The 25,756-nt window shown below is 61.7% G+C and carries 26 protein-coding genes; 17 read left to right on the top strand and 9 right to left on the bottom strand.

From position 1 onward, the window contains the following. The first annotated feature begins 11 nt into the window (after positions 1-11). A complete protein-coding gene (gene uvrC / locus ACR0NJ_RS13980) occupies positions 12-1,886 on the top strand; it encodes an excinuclease ABC subunit UvrC (protein WP_480817741.1) in 1,875 nt (624 codons plus the stop codon). On the opposite strand, the gene ACR0NJ_RS13975 is transcribed toward uvrC, so the two are convergent. Continuing rightward, on the bottom strand, positions 1,883-2,767 hold the full coding sequence (locus tag ACR0NJ_RS13975; RefSeq protein WP_480817740.1) for a DMT family transporter: 885 nt from the start codon (positions 2,765-2,767) through the stop codon (positions 1,883-1,885). The genes uvrC and ACR0NJ_RS13975 overlap by 4 nt on opposite strands. A gap of 147 nt (positions 2,768-2,914) precedes the next feature. Between ACR0NJ_RS13975 and pgsA the strand changes: the two genes are divergently transcribed. From pgsA to ACR0NJ_RS13960, 3 genes are read left to right on the top strand one after another with little or no spacing between them, the layout of a single operon-like run. Next, the gene (gene pgsA, locus ACR0NJ_RS13970) at positions 2,915-3,583 is read left to right on the top strand and encodes a CDP-diacylglycerol--glycerol-3-phosphate 3-phosphatidyltransferase (protein WP_480817739.1); all 669 of its coding nucleotides are present in this window, start codon (positions 2,915-2,917) and stop codon (positions 3,581-3,583) included. 3 nt (positions 3,584-3,586) lie between these two features. Then, the gene (gene moaD, locus ACR0NJ_RS13965) at positions 3,587-3,832 is read left to right on the top strand and encodes a molybdopterin converting factor subunit 1 (RefSeq protein WP_480817738.1); all 246 of its coding nucleotides are present in this window, start codon (positions 3,587-3,589) and stop codon (positions 3,830-3,832) included. 1 nt (position 3,833) lies between these two features. Next, entirely contained in the window at positions 3,834-4,277 is a 444-nt protein-coding gene (locus tag ACR0NJ_RS13960) for a molybdenum cofactor biosynthesis protein MoaE (RefSeq protein ID WP_480817737.1), read from the top strand. 6 nt (positions 4,278-4,283) lie between these two features. Here the strand turns inward: ACR0NJ_RS13960 and ACR0NJ_RS13955 are convergent, their stop codons facing one another. The 4 genes from ACR0NJ_RS13955 to ubiA form a co-directional block, all read right to left on the bottom strand. Beyond that, positions 4,284-5,117, bottom strand: coding sequence for an isocitrate lyase/PEP mutase family protein (locus tag ACR0NJ_RS13955; protein WP_480817736.1), 834 nt, complete (start codon positions 5,115-5,117; stop codon positions 4,284-4,286). A gap of 91 nt (positions 5,118-5,208) precedes the next feature. Beyond that, complete coding sequence (locus tag ACR0NJ_RS13950) at positions 5,209-5,529, bottom strand: hypothetical protein (protein WP_170674840.1); 321 nt, start codon at positions 5,527-5,529, stop codon at positions 5,209-5,211. Between the two features lies 1 nt (position 5,530). Further along, positions 5,531-7,444, bottom strand: a complete 1,914-nt coding sequence (locus ACR0NJ_RS13945; protein WP_480817735.1) for an OmpA family protein — start codon at positions 7,442-7,444, stop codon at positions 5,531-5,533. A 64-nt stretch (positions 7,445-7,508) separates the two neighbouring features. Beyond that, complete coding sequence (gene ubiA / locus ACR0NJ_RS13940; RefSeq protein WP_480817734.1) at positions 7,509-8,471, bottom strand: 4-hydroxybenzoate octaprenyltransferase; 963 nt, start codon at positions 8,469-8,471, stop codon at positions 7,509-7,511. A 12-nt stretch (positions 8,472-8,483) separates the two neighbouring features. On the opposite strand from ubiA, the gene ACR0NJ_RS13935 reads away from it, so the two are divergent. From ACR0NJ_RS13935 to ACR0NJ_RS13890, 10 genes are all read left to right on the top strand, one after another. Beyond that, the gene (locus ACR0NJ_RS13935) at positions 8,484-9,209 is read left to right on the top strand and encodes a 16S rRNA (uracil(1498)-N(3))-methyltransferase (RefSeq protein WP_480817733.1); all 726 of its coding nucleotides are present in this window, start codon (positions 8,484-8,486) and stop codon (positions 9,207-9,209) included. Then, complete coding sequence (locus ACR0NJ_RS13930) at positions 9,206-10,054, top strand: GNAT family N-acetyltransferase (RefSeq protein WP_480817732.1); 849 nt, start codon at positions 9,206-9,208, stop codon at positions 10,052-10,054. Before ACR0NJ_RS13935 ends, ACR0NJ_RS13930 begins: the two co-directional genes overlap by 4 nt. After that, a complete protein-coding gene (locus tag ACR0NJ_RS13925) occupies positions 10,051-10,578 on the top strand; it encodes a hypothetical protein (RefSeq protein ID WP_480817731.1) in 528 nt (175 codons plus the stop codon). The genes ACR0NJ_RS13930 and ACR0NJ_RS13925 overlap by 4 nt, the downstream gene beginning before the upstream one ends. Before the next feature lie 64 nt (positions 10,579-10,642). Further along, complete coding sequence (locus ACR0NJ_RS13920) at positions 10,643-12,013, top strand: glutamate--cysteine ligase (RefSeq protein ID WP_480817730.1); 1,371 nt, start codon at positions 10,643-10,645, stop codon at positions 12,011-12,013. 103 nt (positions 12,014-12,116) lie between these two features. Beyond that, positions 12,117-13,184 carry a Hint domain-containing protein gene (locus ACR0NJ_RS13915; protein ID WP_480817729.1) on the top strand — a complete coding sequence of 356 codons (1,068 nt, stop codon included), beginning with the start codon at positions 12,117-12,119 and terminating at the stop codon, positions 13,182-13,184. Positions 13,185-13,269: 85 nt separating this feature from the next. Continuing rightward, positions 13,270-14,343: a phenylalanine--tRNA ligase subunit alpha gene (gene pheS, locus ACR0NJ_RS13910; protein WP_480817728.1), complete on the top strand. Its 1,074-nt coding sequence runs from the start codon at positions 13,270-13,272 to the stop codon at positions 14,341-14,343. After that, a complete protein-coding gene (locus ACR0NJ_RS13905) occupies positions 14,340-14,966 on the top strand; it encodes a hypothetical protein (RefSeq protein WP_480817727.1) in 627 nt (208 codons plus the stop codon). Before pheS ends, ACR0NJ_RS13905 begins: the two co-directional genes overlap by 4 nt. Positions 14,967-15,024: 58 nt before the next feature. Next, positions 15,025-15,819, top strand: a complete 795-nt coding sequence (locus tag ACR0NJ_RS13900; protein ID WP_480817726.1) for a CE1 family esterase — start codon at positions 15,025-15,027, stop codon at positions 15,817-15,819. 78 nt (positions 15,820-15,897) lie between these two features. Next, positions 15,898-18,294, top strand: a complete 2,397-nt coding sequence (gene pheT / locus ACR0NJ_RS13895) for a phenylalanine--tRNA ligase subunit beta (RefSeq protein ID WP_480817725.1) — start codon at positions 15,898-15,900, stop codon at positions 18,292-18,294. Between the two features lie 81 nt (positions 18,295-18,375). Continuing rightward, positions 18,376-18,822, top strand: a complete 447-nt coding sequence (locus ACR0NJ_RS13890; protein ID WP_480817724.1) for a YtoQ family protein — start codon at positions 18,376-18,378, stop codon at positions 18,820-18,822. Positions 18,823-18,864: 42 nt separating this feature from the next. Here the strand turns inward: ACR0NJ_RS13890 and ACR0NJ_RS13885 are convergent, their stop codons facing one another. After that, positions 18,865-19,563: a glutathione S-transferase family protein gene (locus ACR0NJ_RS13885; protein WP_480817723.1), complete on the bottom strand. Its 699-nt coding sequence runs from the start codon at positions 19,561-19,563 to the stop codon at positions 18,865-18,867. 263 nt (positions 19,564-19,826) lie between these two features. Between ACR0NJ_RS13885 and ACR0NJ_RS13880 the strand changes: the two genes are divergently transcribed. Then, on the top strand, positions 19,827-20,588 hold the full coding sequence (locus ACR0NJ_RS13880) for a mechanosensitive ion channel family protein (protein WP_480817781.1): 762 nt from the start codon (positions 19,827-19,829) through the stop codon (positions 20,586-20,588). Positions 20,589-20,690: 102 nt separating this feature from the next. Here the strand turns inward: ACR0NJ_RS13880 and ald are convergent, their stop codons facing one another. Continuing rightward, positions 20,691-21,809, bottom strand: coding sequence for an alanine dehydrogenase (ald, locus tag ACR0NJ_RS13875; RefSeq protein ID WP_480817722.1), 1,119 nt, complete (start codon positions 21,807-21,809; stop codon positions 20,691-20,693). Positions 21,810-21,944: 135 nt separating this feature from the next. On the opposite strand from ald, the gene ACR0NJ_RS13870 reads away from it, so the two are divergent. Next, a complete protein-coding gene (locus tag ACR0NJ_RS13870; protein WP_480817721.1) occupies positions 21,945-22,403 on the top strand; it encodes an Lrp/AsnC family transcriptional regulator in 459 nt (152 codons plus the stop codon). Positions 22,404-22,406: 3 nt separating this feature from the next. On the opposite strand, the gene ACR0NJ_RS13865 is transcribed toward ACR0NJ_RS13870, so the two are convergent. Further along, positions 22,407-23,246, bottom strand: coding sequence for a CPBP family intramembrane glutamic endopeptidase (locus ACR0NJ_RS13865; protein ID WP_480817720.1), 840 nt, complete (start codon positions 23,244-23,246; stop codon positions 22,407-22,409). A 296-nt stretch (positions 23,247-23,542) separates the two neighbouring features. Between ACR0NJ_RS13865 and ppk2 the strand changes: the two genes are divergently transcribed. Then, positions 23,543-24,460 (top strand): polyphosphate kinase 2, encoded by a 918-nt coding sequence (gene ppk2 / locus ACR0NJ_RS13860; protein ID WP_480817719.1) that lies wholly within the window; start codon positions 23,543-23,545, stop codon positions 24,458-24,460. A gap of 47 nt (positions 24,461-24,507) precedes the next feature. Here ppk2 and ACR0NJ_RS13855 read toward each other — a convergent pair whose 3' ends face one another. Continuing rightward, the gene (locus tag ACR0NJ_RS13855) at positions 24,508-25,644 is read right to left on the bottom strand and encodes a CAP domain-containing protein (RefSeq protein ID WP_480817718.1); all 1,137 of its coding nucleotides are present in this window, start codon (positions 25,642-25,644) and stop codon (positions 24,508-24,510) included. Positions 25,645-25,756 lie beyond the last annotated feature (112 nt).

Raw genomic sequence — 25,756 nt, 5'->3', positions numbered from 1 at the left:
ATCTCTGGGTCATGACCACCCAGAACGACTCGCCTTCGGACACTCAGCCCACCGGTTATGCCTGCATCCAGCGCTATGTGAAGACGCTGGACAGCTCGCCCGGTGTTTATCGGATGTTGGATGCAGACAGCCGGGTTCTCTACGTGGGCAAGGCGCGGAATCTCAAAGCGCGGGTGTCGAACTACACCCGTCCGGGCCATTCGGGGCGGATCGAGAAAATGATCGCCGCAACCGCCTCGATGATGTTCCTGACTACGCGCACCGAGACCGAGGCGCTGCTGCTGGAACAGAACCTGATCAAGCAGCTCAAGCCGAAATACAATGTGCTGCTGCGCGACGACAAGAGCTTTCCCAATATTCTGGTCGCCAAGGATCATGCCTTTCCGCAGATCAAGAAACATCGCGGGGCGAAGAAGGAAAAAGGTGCCTATTTCGGCCCCTTCGCCAGCGCAGGAGCGGTGAACCGGACGCTGAACCAGTTGCAGAAGGCGTTCCTGCTGCGCAATTGCTCGGATTCCATGTTCGACAGCCGGACGCGGCCCTGTCTGCTCTATCAGATCAAGCGGTGTTCGGGACCGTGCGTGGATCTGATTTCCGAGGCGGATTACCGCGAAAGCGTGCGCGATGCGGAACGGTTTCTCTCGGGTCGCTCGACCAAGGTGCAGGAGGATCTGGCTGAGCAGATGATGGCCGCCTCCGAGGCGATGGAGTTCGAACGCGCCGCCGGTCTGCGTGACCGGATAAGGGCGCTGACGCAGGTGCAGACCTCTCAGGGCATCAACCCGCGCGGCGTGGCCGAGGCAGATGTGATCGGCCTCTATATGGATAGCGGTCAGGCCTGTGTTCAGGTGTTCTTTATTCGGGCCAACCAGAACTGGGGCAACAAGGACTTCTATCCTCGGGTCGGGGCGGATGTGTCGCCTGCCGAGGTGATGGAGGCCTTTCTGGGCCAGTTCTACGACAACAAGGAACCGCCGCGTCAGTTGATCCTGTCCGACGCCATCGAAAACGCCGATCTGATGCAGCAGGCCTTGTCCGAAAAGGCAGGCCGCAAGGTCGACATCCTCGTGCCCCAACGCGGCGAGAAACAGGAACTGGTCGCCGGAGCCCTGCGCAATGCGCGCGAGTCACTTGCCCGGCGGATGTCCGAAAGCGCCACACAGGCCAAGCTGCTGCGCGGGGTGGCCGAAGCGTTTGATCTCGACGCCCCCCCGGCCCGGATCGAGGTCTACGACAACTCTCACATTCAAGGCACCAATGCAGTGGGCGGCATGATCGTGGCAGGCCCCGAGGGGTTCATGAAAAACGCCTATCGCAAGTTCAACATCCGGGGCGATGATCTGACCCCCGGCGATGATTTCGGCATGATGAAAGAGGTTCTGACCCGCCGCTTTACCCGTTTGCAGAAAGAAGACCCCGACCGCGATAAAGGCCACTGGCCCGACCTGCTGCTGATCGATGGCGGCGCAGGGCAGGTCAGCGCCGTGCATGAGATCATGGTCGAGCATGGTGTCGAGGACATACCGATGGTCGGCGTCGCCAAGGGCATCGACCGCGATCATGGCAAAGAGGAATTCCACCGGACGGGCCAGCGCCCCTTTGCCCTGAAACGCAACGACCCGGTGCTCTATTTCATCCAGCGCCTGCGGGATGAGGCGCACCGTTTCGCCATCGGCACCCACCGCGCCAAACGCGCCAAGGCAGTGGGTGCAACGCCACTGGACGAAATCCCGGGCGTCGGTGCCGCCCGCAAACGCGCCCTGCTGACCCATTTCGGCAGCGCCAAGGCGGTCAGTCGTGCCAATCTGGCGGATCTGAAAGCGGTCGAGGGGATCTCAGCCGGGTTGGCGCAGAAGGTCTACGATTTCTTCCACGACAAAGGCTAAGCCCGCCGCCCGCGCCACAGAATGTAAAGCCCCGAGGCCACGATCAGCGCACTGCCGATCCACATGGTCTGGTCCAGCCTCTCGCCAAAGAACACCACCCCCAGCGCAACCCCGAACAGCAGTCGGGAATAGCGGAAGGGGGTGACCGCCGAAACTTCGCCCGTCCGCATCGCTTTCATCAATGCGGCGTAGGCGGCGGTGCCCATCAGGAAGGCCCCTGTTACGTGCAGGCTTGTGTGCAGCGAAACCGGCGCAAGCGGCGCGCCCTCCCAAAACCGGTAGAGCAGCCCGGCGACAATGACGCAGAGAAAGCCGTAAAAGCCCAGAACCTCGGTGCCCAGCGAGGCGGGTGCGGCGCGGCTGGCCAGATCGCGCCCGGCAAAGCCCAGCATGCCCAGCACCGCGAGTACGGACAGGGCCGAGAAGCTTTCCCCGGTCGGTTGAATGATCACCACCACGCCAAGGAGGCCGACGACAATGGCGCTCCACCGCCGCCAGCCGACGGTTTCGCCGAAAAACAGCGCCGCACCTGCGACCACAACCAAAGGCGTTGCCTGCAGGATCACCGTGGCCGCCGACAGCGGCGTCAGCGTGATGGCCAGCACATAGAACAACCGTCCGAAAATCTCGAAACCCACCCGTACCTTCATCGGGCGCGACAGCACATCCCGGTGAAACAGGTTGGTGCCGCGCATCAGGGCGACACAGGCAAAGATTACCGACCCGCCAATGCCGAACAGGATCAGAATCTGCCAGATCGGTAGGGCTGTAGAGGCACCCTTCAACAGCGCGTCCTCCAGCGCGAACAGCGCCATGCCCGCGATCATCCACGCGCTGCCGATCAGGTTTGACCGGGGATCGGTCTGGATATGGGTGGTCATGCGCCTTTGCCTTTGGTCTGTCGTGCAATCTGACGCCAAACAGGCCAATGGCCAAGGGCTGCGGTAGATTGACCAACTGCCTGTGATTGGGGATGTTTTTCGCCGCCCTGTCTTTTCTGTCCCGAAACCGCGATGTAGTGTCGGATCATGAAGTGGAACCTGCCCAATATCCTGACCGTGCTGCGCCTGTTGGCCGCACCCGGTCTGGCCGTGATGTTTCTGTATTTCACCCGGCCTTATGCGGATTGGTTCGCGCTGATCCTGTTCCTGTCGGCGGCCATCACCGACTGGTTCGATGGTTATCTGGCACGGGCGTGGAAGCAGGAGACCAAGATCGGAGCGATGCTGGATCCGATTGCAGACAAGGCGATGGTGGTGATCGCGCTGATGATCCTTGTGGGTTACTCGACCGAGCATTGGACCCCGTGGCTGGTGCTGCCCGCCACCGTTATTCTGTTCCGCGAAGTCTTCGTCTCGGGCCTGCGCGAATATCTGGGCGATGTGGCCGGAACGCTGAAAGTCACCAAGCTGGCCAAGTGGAAGACGACGGCGCAGATGGTGGCTATTGCCATTCTGTTTTCGCAAGGAATCTTCGAGCACTACTTTGTGATGGGATCGTTCGGCATGGACCCGGTCACCATTGATCAGGTACTCAGCGGGCAAGTGGAAGATGTGAATGGTTTGCGCTGGCATCTGCAGGGGATGTTCTGGTCGGGCCGCATCGGGCTGTGGCTGCTGTGGATCGCGGCGACGCTGACATTGATCACGGGCTATGACTACCTACGTAAAGCCATGCCTCATCTGAAGGAGAGTTAGGGGATGAATGTGCTGTATTTCGCCTGGGTGCGCGAACGGATCGGCCTGCCAAGCGAGCGGGTGGAGACACAAGCCGCCACGGTCAACGACCTTGTGGCCGAACTCAGCGCGCGGGAAGACCGGTATGCCGCCGCGTTTGCGGATACCTCGGCCCTGCGCGTGGCGCTGGATCAGGAACTGTCGGATTTCGATGCGTCACTGGCCGGTGTGCGCGAGGTGGCCTTCTTTCCCCCCATGACCGGCGGCTGAAATGCGTATTGTCGTACAGGAACAGGCGTTCGATCTGGGGGCCGAGGCCAATGCGTTCGCCGACGGCGATGCCGCCAACGGGGCCATCGTGACCTTCACCGGCGTGGTGCGCGATCTGGCCTCGGGCGATCTGGACGTGATGGAGATCGAGCATTACCCCGGCATGACCGAACGCGCCCTGACCAAGATCGCCGAAGAGGCGCAGACCCGATGGTCCTTGGGCGATGTGCTGGTGATCCACCGGCATGGACGGCTGGCCCCGGGGGATCGGATCATGATGGTCGCCACCGCCGCGCCGCATCGCAAGGATGCGTTCGAGGCGGCAGAGTTTCTGATGGATTACCTCAAGTCCCGCGCCCCGTTCTGGAAGAAAGAGCTCACCACGTCCGGGGCCGAATGGGTCGCCGCCAAGGATGAGGACGAAGACGCACTGACGCGCTGGTAGGTGGGGTCAATCCGACTGCTTTAAGGCCAGAAGCCCGGCCATTTCGGCATCGGGGATCGCATCGCGCGCGTAGCTGAACGTCCCTTTCGATTTCACTTCCTCCGCCGCTCGTTTCAGCGCGCCAAACGCCGCGCGTGCGAAAGAGCCGCCAACGCTGATGCGCCGAACGCCTGCCTCAGACAGATCGGACACAGAAAAATTCGGGCCGCTCAACCCCATCACGACATTCACCGGTTTGTCGACCTCACGGCACAGGGTTCTGATCGCGTCCATGTCCGGCAGGCCCGGGGCATAGAGGACATCCGCGCCCGCCTCGGAGAACAGTTGCAACCGCCGGATCGTGTCGCCCAGGTCCGGGCGATCCCATAGGTAGTTTTCGGCTCGTGCGGTGAGAAAGAATGGCAAATCCCTGGCAGCCTCGGCAGAAGCCCGAATACGGTCAACGGCTTCGTGCAGATCGTAAATCGAGGCGTCGGGATCGCCTGTTGTATCCTCGATCGACCCGCCGACCAGACCGGTTTCTGCTGCCAGCCGAATGGTATCGGCGCAGGTTTCGGGCGCGCGGCCAAACCCGCCTTCCAGATCAGCCGACACGGGCAAAGGGACAGCTTCAACGATGTCGCGCGCGTTGGCCAGCACCTCATCCCGACCAAGTTCCGAGCAGGAATCGCGCTTGCCCTTGGAAAAGGCAAACCCGGCGCTGGTCGTTGCCAGGGCCTCAAAACCGATATTTGCCAGCAGCCGGGCCGAGCCCGCGTCCCACGGGTTGGGAATGACAAAGGCTTCGGGCCTGAAATGCAGGCTTTTGAACTGTTCGAACGTGTCGTGTTGGGTCGGCATTGGCTCTCCTCCTGCGCGCGCGGAGCATAGCGCGAGGATGCCGACCTTCGAGCAAAAACTTCTGATCTCAGCCCCGCGGACTAAACCCCGTTCAATCCGCGTTGTTGATCCGTCCGCGCAGTTCCTCGGCCTCTTGCCGGGCGGCGCGCAGGCCGTCCATGGCGGCTGAAAGTTCGGCCTCGGTCTGGGTCAGCTGATTGGTCAGTTCTGCCTCGCGCTGCTGCAGATAGGTGATGGCCTGATCGCGGGTTTCTTCGGCCTCGTGCAACTCCTGACTCATGCGGTCCAGATCGGCCACGTCGCTTTGGCGCACGCGGGACAGGCGGTGGGCCAGCCAGTTGGCGAACCAGCCCATGCAGAAGGCGGCAAACAGGATGATGGCGGTGGCGATGATGAATTCGGTTCGGTTCAACTTACTGGTCCCCTGCATCCGCGTCTGATGCGGAATTGTCCGTTTGTTCGGCCCCGGTGGCGTCGTCTTCCATCGCTTCCAGCCCGGTTTCGCTGTTCTCAATCGGCTCGGGCCGGATCAGGCGGAACTCAATCCGGCGGTTCTCCTCGCGGCCTTCTTCGCTGTCATTGTCGGCGATGGGCTGGGTTTCCCCATAGCCCACGGCGGTGAAGCTTGACGTTGGTACCCGCCGCCCGCGCAGCTCGTTCAGGATGGATTGCGCCCGCGCCTGGCTGAGTTGCTGGTTCATCTCTTCCCGGCCCTGACTGTCGGTGTGGCCCTGAATCTCCATCCGGATCGGGCCGCAATCGCGCAGGATGTCGGCGATCCGGTTGACCGTATCGCGCGAATCCGAGGCGATGGTGGCTGATCCCGGCTCAAAGGCGATCTTGCTGATCGCCTGCGCCTCGGCGATCTGTTCCTCGCAAATCTCGGGATCGGGCAGGGCGTCTTCGGGTTCGGGTGGCGGCTGATAGGTGATCGTCAGTGTGAAACCCTGCGCCTCGCCCAGCTTTTCAGACAATTGCCCGGCGATACGGGCCTTGGCCTCTTCATCGTGGCTGAGGCCGGTCAGATCGACCGAATCCGGCGTCACTGTCAGCGCGCCGTTGTGCAGTTGCGACAAGGCTTCGAGCCCGGCCAGAACGCGCACCGGCCAGTCGCCGGGCAGATCGGGGGCGATGCGAGTGGCGGTGTAGACCTGTTCCGAGCCAAAGGCCGCCCGCGCGTAGCTGTCGACCATGTCGCGCAAGGTCTCATCCCCCAGCCGCCCGCGTAACTGAACCAGCCCTTCGGGGCTGCGGGTGGCCGAGAACTCAATCGGGCCGGATTGTTCTTCGACCTCGGGTTCCGGCAGGACCGCGTGCAGGGCAAAGACGCCGGGCAGGGCATTTTCCAACTCGCCCACGACCCGGTCGAACAACACGGGGTCGCTGCCCTGGGCGGCGATCAGGGTGATATCGGCATCGGACATCGTGACCGAGCCCTGCCCGATCTCGACCAGCGCGCCGATGGTCAAAGCCGCCGCCTCGGGCCAGCGGGGCGAGGGCACGCCCAGACCGATGGTGCAGGTGTAGGGGACGGACAGGCCCGCGCTTTCGGCGGCTGCAACTATCGTTTCGCGCGCCTCTTCATCCTGGGCGGAACAGGCGTCAAACCTGCCGCCGTCTGCGTCGATCAGATAGCGCAGGGTAAAGGGCGTGATCACCGGCCTTGGGGCCGAGATCGACAGGCCGATGCGCAGGCTGGGCGGCGCGGCGCGGGTCAGGTCCTGTTCCAAACGTTCCTTTTCCTGTTGGCTATCAGCAATCGCTGTGATCTTCACCAGACCGGGGCTGGCCGAGATTTTGGCACGTGGCAGGCGGGACAGGGATTCGACGGCATAGGACACTGCCTCGTCCCAGCCTTTGGGTTTCGGGTAGTCGGCGGTTTCCAACAGGTCCGACACCGCATGGGCGCTGTCCAGATCATCCAGCCGCGCGATCAGATCGTCCCGATCATGGCTGGCCGGGATCAGCCCGATCACCGAAATGCCGCTGTCATTGCGCAGGATTTCAGCCGAGAATCGGGGTGGGGCCAGATCCGACGTTGCCGTGACCTCCATCTGGTCAATGACCCGAGAGGTATCGACCTCGGTCCCCGCAACGGTCAGGGCATTGAAGCGGGTGGCCTCATCCGGGGCGGTGCCGGTCAGCACCACGCGCAGCCCGTCGGATTCGACCTCGGCCCAGTCATGGCCGTTCAGGTCCAGCGCACGCCGCACGGCGAATTCCGAGCTTTCTTCGATCTTTGTCACCGCATAGCTGGCCGCCAGCAAGGACAGCCCGACGGAGACAAGAAAAATCAGGGAAACGGCAAAAACATAGGGCAGACGCATGTGCGGCGTTGAGACTCCTCGGGCAGGTGGGCGGACTCTTACAGACCCCGAACGGCAGGTGCAATCAAAGCAGCAAGGCGACGCAGAGGAAGATCAGCGGAATAAGGCCGGTGTCACGGTTCGAACGGAACAGCATCAGCAGCCTGTCATTGTCTTCAATGTCCAGACCGCGCAATTGCCAAGTCATATGCCACCCCATCGCCCAGGGCCCGCCAAGCGCCACGATCACTGCAAAGGCCGAGGCATCCGGCACCCCGGCATCGACAATGGCCAGCCCCATCAGCGCCACGGTCGCAATCAGAAAATACTTCAGCCATTTCGCCGTGTCGGTGCCGAACAGCCGGGCGGTGGATTTGATGCCGATCATCTCATCATCCTCGGCATCCTGATGCGCGTAGATCGTGTCGTAGAACAGCGTCCAGGCGATTCCCGACAGATACAATGTGATCGCGGGCCAGCCGACGCCACCGGTATGCGCGGCCCAGGCCAGCAGCGCGCCCCAGTTGAAGGCCAGTCCCAGAAACACCTGCGGCCACCATGTGAAGCGTTTGGCAAACGGGTAGATGGCGACCGGCAGCAGCGACAGCACGCCCATCGCGATGGCCGCCTGATTAAACGTCAGCAGAATCCCCAGCGCCAGCAGGCTCTGCAGGCCCATCCAGATGACCGCCTGCCGCACACTGACCTGACCCGAGGGGATCGGGCGTGACCTTGTGCGTTCCACCTGCCCGTCGAAATCCCGGTCGGTGATGTCGTTCCACGTACAGCCCGCGCCGCGCATCAGGAAAGCTCCGATAGCGCAGCCGATGGCGATCCACAGGTCCTCCCACCTCGGGCTTCCGTCGCTCAGGATCGCCAGCGCCAGACCCCACCAGCAGGGAATCAGCAGCAGCCACGTGCCGATGGGCCGGTCCACGCGGCTGAGACGCAGATAGGGGCGGGCAAAGGCGGGCGCGTGGGTATCGACCCAGTTGCCGGAAACGGCATCGGCGACTTGTCCGTCTGGTGTTGGGGCATTGCCTTGCATATGTAAGGTCTCATGACTGCGAAGATCAGATTGTATGTAGAGCAGCCCCTGGGTCCGGGGCAATCGGTTCCTTTGACGCGCGATCAGGCACATTACCTGTTTGGCGTCATGCGGCTGACGGTGGGCGGGCAGGTCGCCCTGTTCAACGGGCAGGACGGTGAGTGGCTGTCCGAGGTCTCTGAGGCGGGAAAACGCGGCGGTGTCTTGGCCTGTGTCGAGCAGACCAAGACACTGCAACTGCCGCCCGACCTGTGGTTCCTGTTCGCACCGATCAAAAAGGCCCGCACCGATTTCATCGTTGAAAAGGCAGCAGAAATGGGGGCCGCGCGGATCATGCCGGTGCAGACCGAGTTCACCAATTCCGAACGCATCCGTCAGGATCGGCTGCAGGCCCACGCGGTTGAGGCAGCCGAGCAATGCGGCGGGACATATGTGCCCGAAGTGCTTGACCTGCAACGCCTCGACCGGGTGCTGGATGCATGGCCGGATGATCGCCAACTGATGTTTTGCAATGAGGCCGAGGTCGGCTCGGCCCTGCGTCTGGCTGCCAACGAAAAGGGCCAGCCCTGGGCCATTCTGATCGGTCCCGAAGGCGGGTTTTCCGACCGTGAACGTGCGCGACTGTCCGCGCTGCCCTATGCGCATGTGGTCAGCCTTGGCCCGCGCATCCTGCGCGCGGACACGGCAGCGGTGGCGGCGCTGACCATGTGGCAGCAGGCGTTGGGGGATTGGTCGTGAGCTGGCGATTGGCGCAAGAGGCCGACGTTGCACGGATCGACCGCTTCCTGATGCAGCACATCCAGACCTCGATGTTTCCGCTGGCCAATCTGCGCGACTATGGCCTGCGGGGGTCCGACCCCCGTGCGGTGAACATCTGGATGCGGGGCGACCCCCTGCGCGCTGTGTTTGCCATCACGAACGAAGGCATGGTGCTGCCGCAATGCCCGGACTGCACCGATGATGATTTGGCCGCAGCAATCGACCTGATCCGGGGGCGGCCGCTGTTTGGCCTTGCCGCAGACGCGACACAGGCCCGCCGGATCATGCAGCTGGCAGGGTGGGAGGACAGGCCCGCCACGCTCAACAGCGACGAGCCGGGGTTCTCGCTGAACCTGAGCCAGCTTGTCATGCCGGATACAACCGGGGCTGAACTGGTGCCGCTGGGCAATCTGGGCCGCGAGGTTACCGAAGGATGGCGCGCCGAATACCTGATCGAAGCGATGGATTTCGACGCTGATCGGGCGGGCATTCAGGCGGGCAAGGACTGGGCCACTTACACGGCGCGCGATTCTCATCGCGTTCTGCTGTTGGATGGCACGCCCGTGGCGATGACCGGTTTCAACGCGCGCCTGCCCGAAGCGGTTCAGATCGGCGGTGTCTACACGCCACCCAACTTGCGCGGTCGCGGCTATGCAAGGCTGGCGGTTGCGTTGCACCTGCAAGAGGCGCGAAATGCCGGAGCAACCCGCGCCGGTCTGTTCTCCGCTTCCGATTCCGCCTCGCGCGCCTATATCGCTATAGGTTTCCAACCGGCGGGGCAGTTCTCGCTGATCCTGTTCAAGACCCCAGAGGACCCGGCATGAGTTTCATTCGACCCGAAGCCAAACGAACCCTGTGGCGCTGGCGCGAGGTGCTGGTTGCGGTTGTGATCCTGCTGGTCGGACTTAGCTGGTACAGCGGTCCGGGCGGATTGCTGGGTTGGCTCGGGCTGGTTCTGGTCGCGGTGGCCTTCGCGCTGGCGGTGATTGGATTTCAGCGCGCACGGTTCCGCGGTGGAGCAGGCGGCCCCGGCGTCGTGTCGGTTGACGAGGGGCAGATCACCTATCTCGGCCCGTTCGACGGCGGTATGGTCGCCACGCGCGAGATCGAGAGGCTGGCGCTGGATCCGACCTCGGACCCGGCCCATTGGGTGCTGGACCAGCCGGGACAGCCCACGCTTCACATTCCGGTGAACGCCGAAGGGGCCGAGGCGCTGTTCGATGTGTTCTCGACCCTGCCGGGCCTGAAAACCGAGCAGATGCTATCGGAATTGAACGGCGGTGCGGTGCATCCCGTGGTGATCTGGGAACGCAGCCCGATGCGCCCTTCCCACGTTCGGCTGCATTGACACTGGCCCGGTTTGCGCCCACCACTGACCCAAAGACAGACACATCAGGATCGGAGAGCGGTTCATGTCCATCCCCCAATCCGGCGGCGGGCCGATCGAACGCCATGAGCAACTGGCCGAATATCTGGAATCGGGCTGCAAGCCCAAGGCCGATTGGCGCATCGGCACCGAGCATGAGAAGTTCGGATACTGCAAGGACACGCTGAAACCGCTGCCGTTTGAAGGCACGCGGTCCATCGTCGCCGTGCTTGAGGGCCTGCGCGACCGCCACGGCTGGGCCGAGGTCCGCGAGGCCGACAAGCTGATCGGGCTGGAAAAGGACGGCGCGAATGTCAGCCTTGAACCCGGCGGTGCGCTGGAATTGTCGGGTGCCCCGCTTGAGACCATTCACGAGACCTGCGACGAGGTGAACACCCACCTGCGTGAGGTGAAGGACATCGCCGACGAGATTGGCGTGGGTTTCATCGGTTTGGGGGCCGCTCCGATCTGGACCCATGATGAAATGCCGCTGATGCCCAAGGGCCGGTATCGGCTGATGAACGACTATATGGAAAAAGTCGGCACCATGGGCCGCGCCATGATGCGGCGCACCTGCACGGTGCAGGTCAATATCGACTTCGGGTCCGAGGCTGACATGGTGCAGAAACTGCGCGTCGCTTTGGCCCTGCAGCCTGTCGCCACGGCGCTGTTTGCTAATTCCCCGTTCTTCGAGGGCAAGGTGAACGGCCAGAAAAGCTGGCGCAGCTATATCTGGCGGCATCTGGATGATGCGCGCACCGGTATGCTGCCGTTCGTGTTCGAGGGCGGTTTTGGCTTTGAGCGCTACGTGCAGTATGCGCTCGATGTGCCGATGTATTTCGTCTATCGCGATGGTGAATATATCAATGCGCTGGGCATGTCCTTCCGCGATTTCCTGCAAGGCAAACTGCCCGCGCTGCCCGGTGAGACGCCGACGCTGTCCGACTGGGCCGATCACCTGACAACCGCCTTCCCCGAGGCGCGCATCAAGAAATACATGGAGATGCGCGGTGCCGATGGCGGCCCATGGCGGCGGCTCTGCGCGCTGCCCGCCTTCTGGGTCGGTTTGACTTATGACCAGACCGCGCTGGATGCGGCTTGGGATCTGGTCAAGGGCTGGGACGCGGAAACCCGTGAGGCGCTGCGCATTGAGGCCGCCAAAGACGGGTTGCAGGCGCAGGTCGGCAACATCAACATGCACGATCTGGCGCGCGAGGTTGTCGCGATTTCTGAGACCGGTCTGAAGTCCCGCGCCTTCCCCGGAGCGGGCGGGCTGGTACCGGATGAAACGCATTTCCTCAACGCGCTGAAGGACAGTATCGAAACGGGCAAAGTTCCGGCGGATGAGTTGCTGGATCACTACACTGGCGACTGGAACGGCGACCTGACCCGGGTTTTCCCCGAATACAGCTATTGATCCAGTGACGGGCACCTGCGAAAAACCTCGCAGGCCCAAAACATTCGGCACCGGTGCGGAATGAAGGCCTATGTGAACCGAATTCTCTGCAGGCGCTAGGATTATGGCCCGTATCAGCGAACTCCACTACTCGAACGCATACGCGGCGCAGACGGGTGTGTCCGAGTTTCTCGAAGTCTCGCTGAACGCGTCCGAGGATCCGGCGAATTTCACCGTGTCCTTCTATCAGGCCAACGGCACGGTCGGGGTCGAAATCCCGCTGAACGATCCTTCGGTGCAGGTCACCGTTGACCCGGACAATAATGAACTGGTCTTTGTTATTTCGGCGGATGATTTCCCGATCCTGCTGACCGACCCGAATGGCGGCGGCCCGAACAATTTCGAAGCTTTCGCACTGACCAACACCGCGACCGGGACCGTGATTGATTTCTACGATATCGGTGGCGGCACGCAGAATATCGTGGCCGTGGATGGGCTGGCGGCGGGTCAGACCTCGGTCAACCTGCCGGTTGTGACCAATCCCGGTCAAACCACGACCTCGATCCAGTTCAACCAGCCCGACCCGAACACGCAGGTCAATGCGCCACTTTCCCCCGGTGACAGCGGCGCACCCTGTTTTGTCGCGGGCACCCTTGTCGACACGCCAGATGGCCCGCGCCGGGTCGAGGCGTTGCGCCCCGGCGATCTGGTCCTGACCGTCGATGATGGTGCCTGCCCCGTGCAATGGGTCGGCGGGCGCACCGTCCGGGGCATGGGTCGTTTTGCGCCGGTTCGGATTCAGGCCGGGGTGCTGGGCGCGCAGCGCGATATCTGCGTGTCGCCGCAGCACCGGGTGCTGATATCCGGCTGGCAGGCGCAGCTTCTGTATGGCGAGGATGAGGTGCTGATCCCGGCCGGGTCCCTGAGCAACGGCACCACCATCACCTCTGCGCCCTGCGATCTTGTGCGCTATGTGCATATGTTTTTCGACCGCCATCAGTTGCTTTCAACCTCGGGCCTGATCTCGGAAAGCTTTTTTCCGGGGGCCGAGGGGATCGATGGGCTTGCAGCCGACGCAGCGGACGAACTCTTGGCGCTGTTCCCCGAATTGAGTGACCACCCCGGCCAGTATGGCCCGACCTCAAGGCCGGTGCGGACCCGGGCCGAGGCATTGGCGCTTCGGACGCTCTGAAAGCGCCGCCGCCCCCTCTTGCTTTCGCGGGCGGCTGTGATAGCAGGTCCCCAACAGTATTCAGGGGCCCGGTACGGGAAGCGTCATGGACGATCTTAAGGCAAAATATCTGGGGCAAATCGCCGAGGCGGGCGACGAAAACGCGCTTGAGGCGATCCGCGTGGCGGCTGTCGGCAAAAAGGGCGAGGTCGCGCTGAAGATGCGCGAGCTGGGCAAGATGACCCCCGAGGAACGTCAAATCGCAGGCCCCGCGCTGAACGCCCTGAAGGATGAGATCAATTCCGCTTTGACGGCCAAGAAAGCCGCTCTGGCCGATGCCGCGCTGGATGAGCGTCTGCGCACCGAATGGCTGGACGTCACCCTGCCGACCCGCGCCCGCCGTCAGGGCTCGATCCACCCGATCAGCCAGGCGACCGAGGAACTGACCGCAATCTTTGCCGAGCTGGGTTTTTCGGTGGCCGAAGGGCCGCGTATCGAGGACGACTGGTATAATTTCGACGCGTTGAACATCCCCGGCCACCACCCCGCGCGGGCCGAAATGGACACGTTCTACATGCACCGCGCCGAAGGCGACGACCGCCCGCCGCATGTGCTGCGCACCCATACGTCTCCGGTGCAGATCCGCTCGATGGAGAAACAGGGCGCGCCGATCCGCGTCATCTGTCCGGGCGGCGTCTACCGCGCCGACTATGACCAGACCCACACGCCGATGTTCCATCAGGTCGAGGGGCTGGCCATCGACAAAGACATCTCGATGGCGAACCTGAAATGGGTTCTGGAAGAGTTCGTGAAGGCGTTCTTCGAGGTCGACGACGTCGAACTGCGCTTCCGCGCCTCACACTTCCCCTTCACCGAGCCCTCGGCCGAGGTCGATATCCGCTGTTCCTGGGACAACGGTCAGCTGAAGATCGGCGAAGGCGACGATTGGATGGAGATTCTGGGCTCGGGCATGGTCCACCCCAAGGTCATCGCCGCCGGTGGCATTGACCCCGAGGTCTATCAGGGCTTTGCGTTCGGCATCGGGATCGACCGTCTGGCGATGCTGAAATACGGCATTCCGGATTTGCGGGCGTTCTTTGATTCCGACCTGCGCTGGTTGCGGCATTATGGGTTTGCCGCGCTGGATATGCCGAACCTGCATGGTGGTTTGTCGCGGTGAGCCAAGTAGAAGTTATCACGGCGTGTGAGAATTTGTGCCGTGACTGGAATTGGCTTGCTCCGACGGCTTCAGTTCTTGCTGATATTGGGACGTTTCTTGTCGGGATTGGCGTAGTCGCAGCGTTTCGTCAGGTGAATCTCTGGAGGGTGGAAGCCAAATCGCGCTCTAAAGCTGAAGCTGCCCAGATGGTTTTGGTTGCCGCGGCTAATGTTGATGATGCATTGCAACAAATCAGAAACCCATTCGACAGAATCCCAAGTGATGAGGTGGGGAATAGGGCGAAGCACTACGAGAGGCGGTATCAACGAATTGTCGACAAGAATGATGCGTTCAACAATCTAAGGGATGCTCAAATTCAACAAGATGCGTTGATTGGGAAAGAAATGGTGTCTAAGGCGATCGACGAATTGTTTGATGTTCGGAGAAAAGTTGCCCTAGCAATTGAGTTCTTGACTGACTCCGAAGATGAAAATGACTCAGAAACACGAAGTTTAAAAGTCAAATGGCGGCGTCAGATGAGCGGTTCGTATGATGAAAAAGATGAACTAGGACTTCAGCAAACGCATGCAATCGAACAGATCAGAAGTTCTCTCCTCCCAATCGCGAGATACGACGTACACTAAGCTCCAAAACACAAGATTTTGACGTGACAGTGGTCTAGGGCTCGCTAGGGTCGGGCCTATGATCTACCGACTGCTATGCCTTCTGCTGCTGACCGCGACCCCCGCATTGGCCGTGGACACCTGCCACGGCGATACGCCGTGCGAGGTCGGCGACCGCTCATATCACGTGCTGGAGCCCGAGGGGTGGGATGGCGAAACGCCTCTGCCCGTGTTGTTGCATTTCCACGGCTGGGCGCGGCAGGGGACTGTCGTCGTCAATCATGAACGTATCGCGGGGGCGACCAAGCTGCGCGGTGTGTTGCTGGTAGCCCCGAACGGGCTGGGCAAAAGCTGGGATTTCTGGCGCTCAGAAACCGGTGACGTGCCGTTTGCCGATGCAGTGCTAAAGGACGTGGCTAAGCGCTATCCGATTGATCCCGAACGCATCTATGTCTCGGGCTATTCCTTCGGCGGCGCGATGGCGTGGCGCTATGTCTGTCAGTCGGGAAATGACATTGCTGCTTTGCTGGCGGTCGCTGGCAGCATTCGCCAGACCGAGGATTGCCCCGAAGCCCCACGTGAGGCGCGGCATGTGCATGGCCTCAACGACACGGTGATGGATTTTCCCTTTGGCCAGAACGGCGACACGACCTATCCGGTGTCGCTCTGGCGGCAGGCCTACGATTGCCACGATGCCACCCCGCGCGGGGATTGGAGCGTTGTGCCGATCCTGACCCTCAGTCGCGTGGAGTGGACCGATTGCGCGCAGGGGCAGGTCACGCTGGACACGCATCCGGGCGGGCATTTCATCCCCCATGGTTGGATCGGGCGGCAGTTGGACGAACTTTTGGGCCGCACCCCCACCTATCCGTAAGCCGCAGCGCTTGCACCTTGGCGCAATCTTTGCCATTGCCTGTGCCGACTGGATGTTTGCCAAAAAAGGCCCCGAGCAATGAAATTCACTCTGTCCTGGCTGAAAGACCACCTGGATACCGACGCGTCGGTTGACGAGATCGCCGAGGCGCTGACCGACCTTGGCCTTGAGGTCGAAGAGATCGTGAACCCGGCGGACCGTCTGGCGGGCTTTACGCTGGGCCATGTGAAACATGCGGAAAAGCATCCCGACGCGGACAAGCTGCGCGTCTGCACGGTGGAAACCGACGAGGGCGATCTGCAGATCATCTGCGGCGCGCCCAACGCGCGCGAAGGCATCACGGTCGTGGTCTGCAAGCCGGGCATGTATATCCCCGGTCTGGATATCACCATCAGCGTCGGCAAGATCCGCGGTGTCGAAAGCTTTGGCATGATGGCATCCGAGCGCGAGCTGGAATTGTCGGATGAGCATGACGGCATCATCGAGCTGCCCTCGGGCGCGGTGGGGGATCGGTTCGTGGACTGGCTGGCCGAGAATGAGCCTTCGAAGGTCGACCCGATGATCGAGATCGCGATCACGCCGAACCGCCCCGATGCGCTGGGCGTGGCGGGCATTGCGCGTGATCTGGCGGCGCGGGGTGTGGGGACGCTGAAACAGCGGGATTACGCACCGGTGCCGGGGGATTTCGAAAGCCCGATCAAGGTGACCATTGATGACGACACGCTGGACGGCGCGCCGCATTTCACCGGGCGCCTGATCCGGGGCGTGAAGAACGGCCCCAGCCCGCAGTGGTTGCAGGATCAGTTGAAGGCCATCGGATTACGGCCCATTTCAGCGCTGGTGGATATCACCAACTACATGACCTTCGACCAGAACCGTCCGCTGCATGTGTTTGATGCGGACAAGGTGCAGGGCAACCTGCGCGTCCACCGCGCCAAGGGCGGCGAGACGCTGGTGGCGCTGGATGAGAAGGAATACACCGTGCAGCCCGGCATGATGGTCATCTCGGATGACAAAGGCCCGGAATCGATTGCGGGCATCATGGGTGGTGAGGAAACCGGCTGTACCAGCGAAACAGTCAACGTCTTCCTTGAAAGCGCGTTCTGGGATCATGTGCAGATCGCGCTGACCGGTCGGGCGCTGAAGATCAACTCGGACGCGCGCTATCGTTTCGAACGTGGCGTTGATCCGGACTACACCCGCGAGGGACTGGAGCAGGCGACGCAAATGATCCTTGATATCTGCGGGGGTGAGGTGTCCTCGGTTGTTGAGGCCGGGAAAGCGCCGAACCATGCACGGGCCTTCAAGCTGGACTCTGCCCGCGTTCAGTCGCTGGTCGGCATGGACATTCCTGAGGCCGAGCAGCGCCAGACCCTGACCCGTCTGGGCTTCCGTCTGGAGGGCGAGATGGCCCATGTGCCCAGCTGGCGCCCCGATATCATGGGTGAGGCCGATCTGGTGGAAGAGGTCGCGCGGATCGCGTCCTTGACCAAGCTGCAGGGCAAGCCGCTGCCGCGGGTGACCGATGGTATTCCCAAGGCGGTGATGACGCCGACACAGCGCCGTCAGTCGATGGCGCGGCGCACCTGTGCGGCGCTGGGGTATAATGAATGCGTGTCTTATACGTTCATTGATCAGGCCTCGGCGGCGCTTTTCGGGGGTGGGGATGACGCGACCCGGCTGGAAAACCCGATTTCCTCAGAAATGAGCCATATGCGCCCTGACCTGCTGCCCGGTCTGTTGCAGGCTGCAGCCCGCAATCAGGCGCGGGGCTATGCGGATGTGGCCCTGTTCGAGGTCGGTCCGGTGTTCCATGATGGGGAACCCGGGGATCAGAAAACCCAGATTGCCGGTCTGCTGGTTGGTCGCGATGGACCGAAGGATGTGCACGGTGCATCGCGCCCGGTCGATCTGTTTGACGCAAAGGCGGATGCCGAGGCGGTGCTGGCGGCCATCGGCGCGCCTGCCAAGGTCCAGATCCTGCGCGATGGCGATGCCTGGTGGCATCCGGGTCGTCACGGCAAGATTTGTCTGGGTCCGAAGAAAGTGCTGGGTGTGTTTGGTGAGTTGCACCCCCGCGTACTGCAGGCGATGGATATCAAGGGTCCGGCGATGGCCTTCACAATCTGGCCCGACGAAGTGCCGCTGCCGCGTAAGTCCGGGGCCACCCGTGCGGCGCTTGAACTGCGGGACCTGCAGTCGGTAGAGCGCGACTTTGCCTTTGTCGTTGACGAGGGTGTCGAGGCGCTGACGCTGGTCAATGCCGCCGCCGGGGCCGACAAGGCGCTGATCGAGGATGTGCGCGTCTTTGACGAATTCATCGGGGGCAGTCTGGGTGAGGGCAAGAAGTCGCTGGCCATTACCGTGCGACTGCAGCCCTCGGACGCAACCTTGAAGGAAAAGGACATTGAGGCGGTCAGTGCCAAGATCGTTGAGAAGGTGGCGAAAGCCACCGGCGGTGTTTTGCGCGGCTGAGGTTGCATCCGCCTCCGGCGGCCGTATTTTGAACGAGAAGAAGGGGCGGGGCACGCCCCTTTTTCATGGGAGGAGAAACAGATGTTGAAAGTTTATCTGTCCGGTGAGATTCACACGGATTGGCGGGAACAGATCGTGGCGGGGGCCGAGGGGCTGGATGTTGTGTTCAGCAGCCCGGTGACGGATCACGGGGCCTCGGACGATTGCGGGGTTGCGATTCTGGGTGCGGAGCCGAACAAGTACTGGCACGACCATAAGGGCGCGATGGTGAATGCGATCCGGACCCGCAAGGGGATATCGGATGCGGATGTCGTCGTTGTGCGCTTTGGCGACAAGTACAAGCAGTGGAATGCGGCGTTTGACGCGGGCTACGCGGCTGCGCTGGGCAAGTCGATCATCGTGCTGCATGGCCCGGACCATCAGCATGCATTGAAAGAGGTGGACGCGGCCGCGCTGGCTGTGGCCGAGGAGCCTGCGCAGGTGGTTGAGATTCTGCGCTATGTCCTGACGGGCGTGTTGCCCGGCTAAGGTTGGGGCAGGGCGCGCGGGCGCCGCTGCCCAGTTTCTTGGTCAGTCCCGCGCGGGGATGAGCAGGCCTTTCTGAACCGCCGGTCGTTCGAGGAACCGGTCGAGATAGGCGGTGACATTTGTGTAGCCGTCCCAACCAAGCAGTTCTTTGGCACCGTAAAAGTCGAGGCCGCGCAGCCAGGGGGCGATGGCGATATCGGCGATTGAGTAATCTCCGGCGATCCAGTCCTGCCCCTCCAACTGTCCGTTCAGAACGTTCAGCAGGCGCTTGGCCTCGGCCACGTAGCGTTCGCGGGGGCGGGGATCTTCGATCTCGCTGCCGGCGAATTTGTGGAAATAGCCCAACTGGCCGAACATTGGCCCGAGCCCGCCCATCTGGAACATCAGCCACTGTGTGACCCGGTGTTTGTCGCCTTGGGTCTGGCCAATGAACTGGCCGCTTTTTTCGGCCAAATACAGCAGGATCGCGCCGCTTTCGAACAGGGCCAGCGGCTCGCCATCCGGGCCGTTCGGGTCGATCAGGGCGGGGATCTTGTTGTTGGGGTTCAGCGACAGGAACTCGGGGCTTTTGACATCGGCATCGGCCAGAGTGACCTTGTGCACCTCATAGGGCAGGCTGGTTTCCTCGAGCATGATCGAGGCTTTGACGCCGTTGGGCGTGGGGTAGGAATAGAGTTGGATCTTTTCCGGGAACTGCGCAGGCCAGCGGGCCATGATCGGGTGGGATTTTGCGTCCAGCATTGGGGGGGGTCCTGTTGGGATTGCTCATGAAAGGTAGGTCGCGATGCCTGTTCTTGTAAGGCCCAAATGATGTGCAATCCCGGTCAATCGGTGTTTGCCGGTGAACAACGGGGAAAACCGGAACGTCCTGCACCTAGACCAAGCGGCGATTTTCGCTCAGAATTTGGCGAATCCCGCGTGTTCTGCGCGGGTTTTGTGGTGTCAAAAAGGAGATGCGCGTGGATGAGGTCGTAACACAGGTAGGCGCGTTCGCCCCGCTGATCATGAGCGCGGTCAAGGCTCTGGTCGTTCTTATTCTGGGTTGGATCGTGGCAAGCGCGATCGGTGGCATGGTGCGCCGCCGGATCAACGCGACCCCGCAGATTGACCCGACGCTGGGCAATTTCATGGCCAGCCTTGTCAAATGGGCCATACTGGCCATGGTGCTTGTGGCCGTTCTGGGCATTTTCGGCATCGAGGCTACAAGCATCGTTGCCATTTTGGGTGCCGCGTCGCTGGCCATTGGTCTGGCGCTGCAGGGTACGCTCAGCGATTTGGCTGCCGGGGTGATGCTGGTGGTGTTCCGGCCTTACAAGCTGGGCCAGTATGTGGATATCGGCGGCACCGCAGGGACAGTGAAGGACCTGAACCTGTTCACGACCGAACTGGTGACGCCCGACAATGTGCAGATCATCGTCCCGAACGGGCAGGCCTGGGGCACTGTCATCACCAACTACTCGGCCCATGACACGCGCAGGGTCGATCTGGTGTTCGGGATTGATTATGGCGACAGCGCCGACAAGGCGATGCAGATCATTCTGGATATCGCCAAGGCGGATGCACGCATTCACAGCGATCCCGAACCCTGGGTGCGGGTGACCAATCTGGGCGACAGTTCGGTGGACCTGACCGCGCGCCTGTGGTGTGCGGCGGCGGATTACTGGGATGTGAAGTTTGAACTGACCAAGGCGGTCAAGGAAGCCTTTGACGACAAGGGCGTTTCGATCCCCTATCCGCATTCGGTGGAAATCCAGAAACAGGGCTAAGGCTGCTTGCCTGAACGCAACCGCGCCGCGCCTTTTGGCGCGGCGCTATGCCTAACGCTTTAAAGCGGCCCCTTCAGGGGCCGTTTTTAGGGGCGGGAGGGTTTACGATTTGACCACGATATTGGGCGAGACCACGTCGATCCCCAACGCCTTGCCAACCGCGTAATAGGTCAGCTGACCGGCATGGACGTTCAGACCCTCCATCAGATGCGGGTCGTCCTGACAGGCCTGCCGCCAGCCCTTGTCGGCCAGCGCCAGCATGAACGGCATCGTCGCGTTACCCAGAGCGATGGTCGAGGTGCGCGCAACCGCCCCCGGCATGTTGGCAACGCAATAGTGCATGATGCCATCCACGTTATAGATCGGATCCGCATGGGTGGTGGCCTTCGAGGTCTCGAAACAGCCGCCCTGATCGATGGCCACATCCACCAGAACCGCACCCGGCTTCATAGTTGAAAGCTGGTCGCGTGTGATCAGCTTGGGCGCGGCGGCACCGGGGATCAGGACTGCGCCGATCACCATGTCAGCATCCTGGATCAGTTCCGCGGTGGCTCCTGCGGTCGAGTACTGGTTCTTGAACTGGCGGCCATATACATCGTCCAGATAGCGCAGGCGGGGCAGAGACCGGTCCAGAACCGTCACATCCGCGCCCATGCCTGCAGCGATCTTGGCGGCGTGGGTGCCAACGACTCCACCGCCGATCACAACAACCTTGGCCGGGCCAACACCGGGAACGCCGCCCATCAGCACTCCGCGCCCGCCATTGGCCTTTTGCAGGGTCCAGGACCCGACCTGAGGCGCCAGACGACCAGCAACCTCGGACATCGGGGCCAGCAAGGGCAGACCGCCGCTGGAATCGGTCACAGTTTCATAGGCAATCGCGGTACAACCCGATGCCAACAGGTCATGGGTCTGATCCGGATCGGGGGCCAGGTGCAGATAGGTGAACAGCAACTGCCCTTCGCGCAGCATCTTGCGCTCGACCGCCTGAGGTTCCTTGACCTTGACGATCATGTCGGCGGTGGCAAACACCTCTTCCGCCGTGTCCACGATACGGGCACCGGCGGCGATGTAGGCGTCATTGTCAAAGCCCGAGCCCATCCCGGCCCCGGTTTCGATGATCACGTCGTGACCGCGCGCCACCGCTTCCTGCGCGGCGTTGGGGGTCATGCCGACGCGGAACTCCTGCGGTTTGATTTCCTTGGGGCAGCCGATTTTCATAAGAGACTCCATTCATAAACTGCCTAAATTATGGGCATTCCCCGGTGCAATTTCTGTGAAACATTGCGTGCACGTGGGCTTTTTCCAGAAAGAATTTCCTGTAAAATGGCCTTCTCTTGCAAAGGATGTGCGTGAATGAGCCTTGATACGACGGATCGTAAGATTCTGGCAGCCCTGCAGCGAAATGGCAGAATGTCAAATGCCGAGCTTTCCGAACAGGCGAATCTGTCGCCCTCGGCCTGCCATCGCCGCGTGCAACGGTTGGAGGCCGAGGGGTATATCCGCAACTACGTTGCCCTGCTGGATGCCCGCAAGATGAACGTACCGACAACCGTGTTTGTCGAAATCACCTTGCAGGGTCAGGCCGAAGAGGTGCTGGATGCCTTCGAAAAGGCCGTTGCGCGCATCCCGGACGTGCTGGAATGCCATCTGATGGCCGGGACAGCGGATTACATCCTGAAAGTCGTCGCCGAAAACACCGAGGATTTTGCCCGCATCCACCGGCAGTATTTGTCCCGCCTGCCTGGTGTGGCGCAGATGCAAAGTTCATTTGCGTTGCGCACCGTGTTCAAGACCACCGCCCTGCCGGTCTGAGGGTCAGGCCGGGGCCGGGTAGGTGAAGAAGACCAGATGCGCGAAGTTGAAGGCGAAGTGCATCGCGACCGGCACCCAAAGCCGCCCGGTTGCATAGTAGCCCAATCCGCAGGCCAGACCCAAAATCGAAGCGAAGATCACCAGCGCGGGGCCGCCGCCGAAATGGGCCAGACCGAACGCGACGCTTGCCAGCAGCAGTCCGCCCACTGCGCCCAGTCGGGACGACAGTACGGATTGCAGGTAGCCGCGAAAGAAGGCCTCTTCCGTCAGGCATGTCAGAAACAGGTTTGAGAGTGCGAAGATCAGCCACCAGGGCGGCAGGGTGAACTCGGGCCGGACGGCTTCTGCCGCCAGCCCAATCGCGAACAGGACGGGCAGCAGGGCGAGGCCGAGCAGCAGGAGCGGAAGGTTTACCATCCGCCCATTTCTCAGCATCGCAGGCCACGCCAGCAGGACAGCAAAGAACACCATCGGCTTGTCCACGTTCAGATGCATGGTGAAGGCTGCACTCTCGGGCCCGGCAAGAACCTGATCCAGAAGCCGAAGATTGTAGAACCCTGGAACCAGATGCGCCCCCAGCGCCACGCACCAGACAATCAGCGCCAGATGCCCCAGCCCGGCCTGCCATCCCGACAGGCGGGGCGGGAACGACGCGCCAAACAATCCTAAAGCGGTGACCGCAAGCGCCAGGGGCGTCATCAGCCCGAGGCTCAGCGCGACGCTGCCAAACAGCACCAGAACCGACAGGCCAATGGCGGTTTTGCCGGCAAGCGCCAAGACCTGCGCCGCAATCAGGATCAGCCAGGGCCAGATGACCGGAAGTTGAGACAGAAGAGGGGTCACGTCGCTTCCACAGTTCTACTGACCGCAGTGTTGCCGCGAAAAGGCGCGCCATTGCAAGATGCCAGTCCGGCCCAAGCGTCAACCTGTTGGCATTGCGGCAATTCTGCCGGTTGTATCTGCCGCCCGTCCGGGCCACATTGAGGGCAAAGACCGCCCGGCTGCACGAGCCGCGCCTGTTTCCCCTAACAGGACCCCGCACAGCCAACTAATCACGATGGCATCAATTTTTCCGATGACATCGGGCAGTTACACATACCCGTTACGGTCCCAACCCGTTGACTGAGAAGGAGCTGATTTTGGCTTACGAAAACAATGACGCGCCCAAAGACTGGCTGGAAGCCGAACTGGAAGACACGCTGGACGAGGATTTCGAGATCGAGTTCAGCGAGCCCATGCTCTCTATGGAAGTTCGCAAGATTTACAAGGACCAGCACCCGGATATGCTGGACCGCAAGGTCTATTTCCGCAACCTGCTGCGCCTGCAGGCCGAACTGATCAGAGTGCAGGACTGGGTGCAGCACACCGGCGCCAAGGTCTGTATCCTGTTCGAAGGCCGGGACAGCGCGGGCAAGGGGGGCGTGATCAAGCGTATCACCCAACGTCTGAACCCGCGCGTGGCCCGCGTCGTGGCATTGCCCGCACCCAGCCGCCGGGAACAAAGCCAGTGGTATTTCCAGCGCTATGTGCCCCATCTGCCTGCGGCGGGTGAAATCGTTCTGTTCGACCGCTCCTGGTACAACCGCGCAGGTGTCGAGCGGGTGATGGGGTTCGCCGACGAAGATCAGGTCGAACAGTTCTTCCAGGACGTTCCCGAATTCGAACGGATGCTGGTGCGCTCGGGTATCATTCTGCTGAAATACTGGTTCTCGATCACGGATGAGGAACAGCAGTTGCGATTCCTCATGCGCATTCACGACCCGATGAAACAGTGGAAACTGTCGCCGATGGACCTGGAATCCCGCATCCGGTGGGAGGCGTATACCAAGGCCAAGGAAGACATGTTCTTCCGCACCAACATCCCCGAGGCCCCGTGGTACATCGTCGAAGGCAATGACAAGAAGCGCGAGCGCCTGAACTGTATCGAGCACCTGCTGACCAAAATTCCCTATACGGACGTGCCGCAGGAAAAGGTCAACCTGCCCGACCGGCGCTACAATCCCGAATACGAACGCCGCATTCTGCCGGATGAACTGTATGTGCCGAAGATCTACTGATCCGGGACGTGCGAGGCAGAAGGCCTGCCCCGCACCGGACGGGCCGGTCAGGCGGCGTCCAACATGCAGTCAAAGGTGTAGAAGTTGAACTGGAAGATATCGGCTGCGTCATCGCATGTAACATCTGACATCGGCGTGCCTTCGTCGACGGTTTCTGATTCATCCATCACCAGATCGAACGCATCGGTCGAGTCCGACGGGTCCATCCCGCTGTCATCCCACGCGAACTGATCCAGACGCGATTGCAAAGCCTCGATAAACGCCTCGATCTCGGCAAGGAAGGCGGCCACGTCGAAACATCCGTCATTCGGGTCGCCGTCGTCTGTAACCCCGGTTTCAGGTGTGTCTGGCGCGGGGTCGTCGTTTTCTACGACGTCCGTGTCGGGTGTTTCTGGTTCGTCGGTATCGGGCGTTTCAGAGGCCGGGTCGTCCGTCTCGGTGACATCCGTGTCGGGGGTCTCTGATTCCGGATCTTCCGTTTCTGTGATGTCTGTATCGGGCGTTTCCGGTGCGGGATCGTCGGTTTCCGTCACATCCACGCCCGGGTCATCCGTCTCGGTCACGTCGGTGTCGGGTGAGTCGGGCGTCGGATCGACTGTTTCAGTGACATCCGTGTCCGGTGTTTCCGGCGCAGGGGCGGGTGTTTCCGTCACATCTGTATCCGGGGTCTCGGCATCTGGCTGGTCGGGCGCTGGCCCCTCGGTCACCGGCGTGGTTGGTGCGCCATTGTCCAGAACCACCATTCCGTCCGTGGTTGCAAAATTCTGCGTGACCATGACGGCGTCAAAGCCCTGCATGTCCCCGGTCTCGATACCGATGCCGATATATTCGAACTCGGGGTTCAGGATATTGGCGCGGTGGCCGGGGCTGTTCATCAGGTTCTGGTGCAGCTGGGCCACGTCATCGCTGATGCCCGGCGCGCCGCGCTCGGACTGCCACGCAATGTTTTCACCGGTGCGCCAGCTTCCCGACAGGTCGAACCCCGCATCGCGCATCCGCTCGGTTGCGCTGGAGCCACCGGCACCGGTATGGCTGAACATATCCGAGTTCAGCATCCAGGAGCTGTGATCCTCGGACGATTCATTCAGGTTGGTTTCCAGTTTCAGCGGGTTCAGCCCACGGGATGTGCGCTCGGCGTTGATAAGCGCCAGCATTTCCTGCTCGATTGTGCTTGCAGTCGACATTTTGCCTCCGTTTGGTTTGCCGTCTGTTTCGACGGGGCCAGTTACGTCGGGCGTCGCCGCAGGGGATAGGGGCGCTTATCTGTTGGGCCAAATCAGGCAGGCCCGCGCTACT

Source organism: Ruegeria sp. F11, from assembly GCF_056533855.1.
Note: the sequence above shows the minus strand (reverse complement) of the source record. Positions and strands in the feature narration are given on the sequence as shown.

What these genes read in the sequence shown, in the direction of transcription:
- uvrC (WP_480817741.1), top strand. Translation starts at nt 12, where the DNA reads ATGACCACCCAGAACGACTCGCCTTCGGACACTCAGCCCACCGGTTAT.
- ACR0NJ_RS13975 (WP_480817740.1), bottom strand. Translation starts at nt 2,767, where the DNA reads ATGACCACCCATATCCAGACCGATCCCCGGTCAAACCTGATCGGCAGC.
- pgsA (WP_480817739.1), top strand. Translation starts at nt 2,915, where the DNA reads ATGAAGTGGAACCTGCCCAATATCCTGACCGTGCTGCGCCTGTTGGCC.
- moaD (WP_480817738.1), top strand. Translation starts at nt 3,587, where the DNA reads ATGAATGTGCTGTATTTCGCCTGGGTGCGCGAACGGATCGGCCTGCCA.
- ACR0NJ_RS13960 (WP_480817737.1), top strand. Translation starts at nt 3,834, where the DNA reads ATGCGTATTGTCGTACAGGAACAGGCGTTCGATCTGGGGGCCGAGGCC.
- ACR0NJ_RS13955 (WP_480817736.1), bottom strand. Translation starts at nt 5,117, where the DNA reads ATGCCGACCCAACACGACACGTTCGAACAGTTCAAAAGCCTGCATTTC.
- ACR0NJ_RS13945 (WP_480817735.1), bottom strand. Translation starts at nt 7,444, where the DNA reads ATGCGTCTGCCCTATGTTTTTGCCGTTTCCCTGATTTTTCTTGTCTCC.
- ubiA (WP_480817734.1), bottom strand. Translation starts at nt 8,471, where the DNA reads ATGCAAGGCAATGCCCCAACACCAGACGGACAAGTCGCCGATGCCGTT.
- ACR0NJ_RS13935 (WP_480817733.1), top strand. Translation starts at nt 8,484, where the DNA reads ATGACTGCGAAGATCAGATTGTATGTAGAGCAGCCCCTGGGTCCGGGG.
- ACR0NJ_RS13925 (WP_480817731.1), top strand. Translation starts at nt 10,051, where the DNA reads ATGAGTTTCATTCGACCCGAAGCCAAACGAACCCTGTGGCGCTGGCGC.
- ACR0NJ_RS13920 (WP_480817730.1), top strand. Translation starts at nt 10,643, where the DNA reads ATGTCCATCCCCCAATCCGGCGGCGGGCCGATCGAACGCCATGAGCAA.
- ACR0NJ_RS13915 (WP_480817729.1), top strand. Translation starts at nt 12,117, where the DNA reads ATGGCCCGTATCAGCGAACTCCACTACTCGAACGCATACGCGGCGCAG.
- pheS (WP_480817728.1), top strand. Translation starts at nt 13,270, where the DNA reads ATGGACGATCTTAAGGCAAAATATCTGGGGCAAATCGCCGAGGCGGGC.
- ACR0NJ_RS13900 (WP_480817726.1), top strand. Translation starts at nt 15,025, where the DNA reads ATGATCTACCGACTGCTATGCCTTCTGCTGCTGACCGCGACCCCCGCA.
- pheT (WP_480817725.1), top strand. Translation starts at nt 15,898, where the DNA reads ATGAAATTCACTCTGTCCTGGCTGAAAGACCACCTGGATACCGACGCG.
- ACR0NJ_RS13890 (WP_480817724.1), top strand. Translation starts at nt 18,376, where the DNA reads ATGTTGAAAGTTTATCTGTCCGGTGAGATTCACACGGATTGGCGGGAA.
- ACR0NJ_RS13885 (WP_480817723.1), bottom strand. Translation starts at nt 19,563, where the DNA reads ATGCTGGACGCAAAATCCCACCCGATCATGGCCCGCTGGCCTGCGCAG.
- ACR0NJ_RS13880 (WP_480817781.1), top strand. Translation starts at nt 19,827, where the DNA reads ATGAGCGCGGTCAAGGCTCTGGTCGTTCTTATTCTGGGTTGGATCGTG.
- ald (WP_480817722.1), bottom strand. Translation starts at nt 21,809, where the DNA reads ATGAAAATCGGCTGCCCCAAGGAAATCAAACCGCAGGAGTTCCGCGTC.
- ACR0NJ_RS13870 (WP_480817721.1), top strand. Translation starts at nt 21,945, where the DNA reads ATGAGCCTTGATACGACGGATCGTAAGATTCTGGCAGCCCTGCAGCGA.
- ACR0NJ_RS13855 (WP_480817718.1), bottom strand. Translation starts at nt 25,644, where the DNA reads ATGTCGACTGCAAGCACAATCGAGCAGGAAATGCTGGCGCTTATCAAC.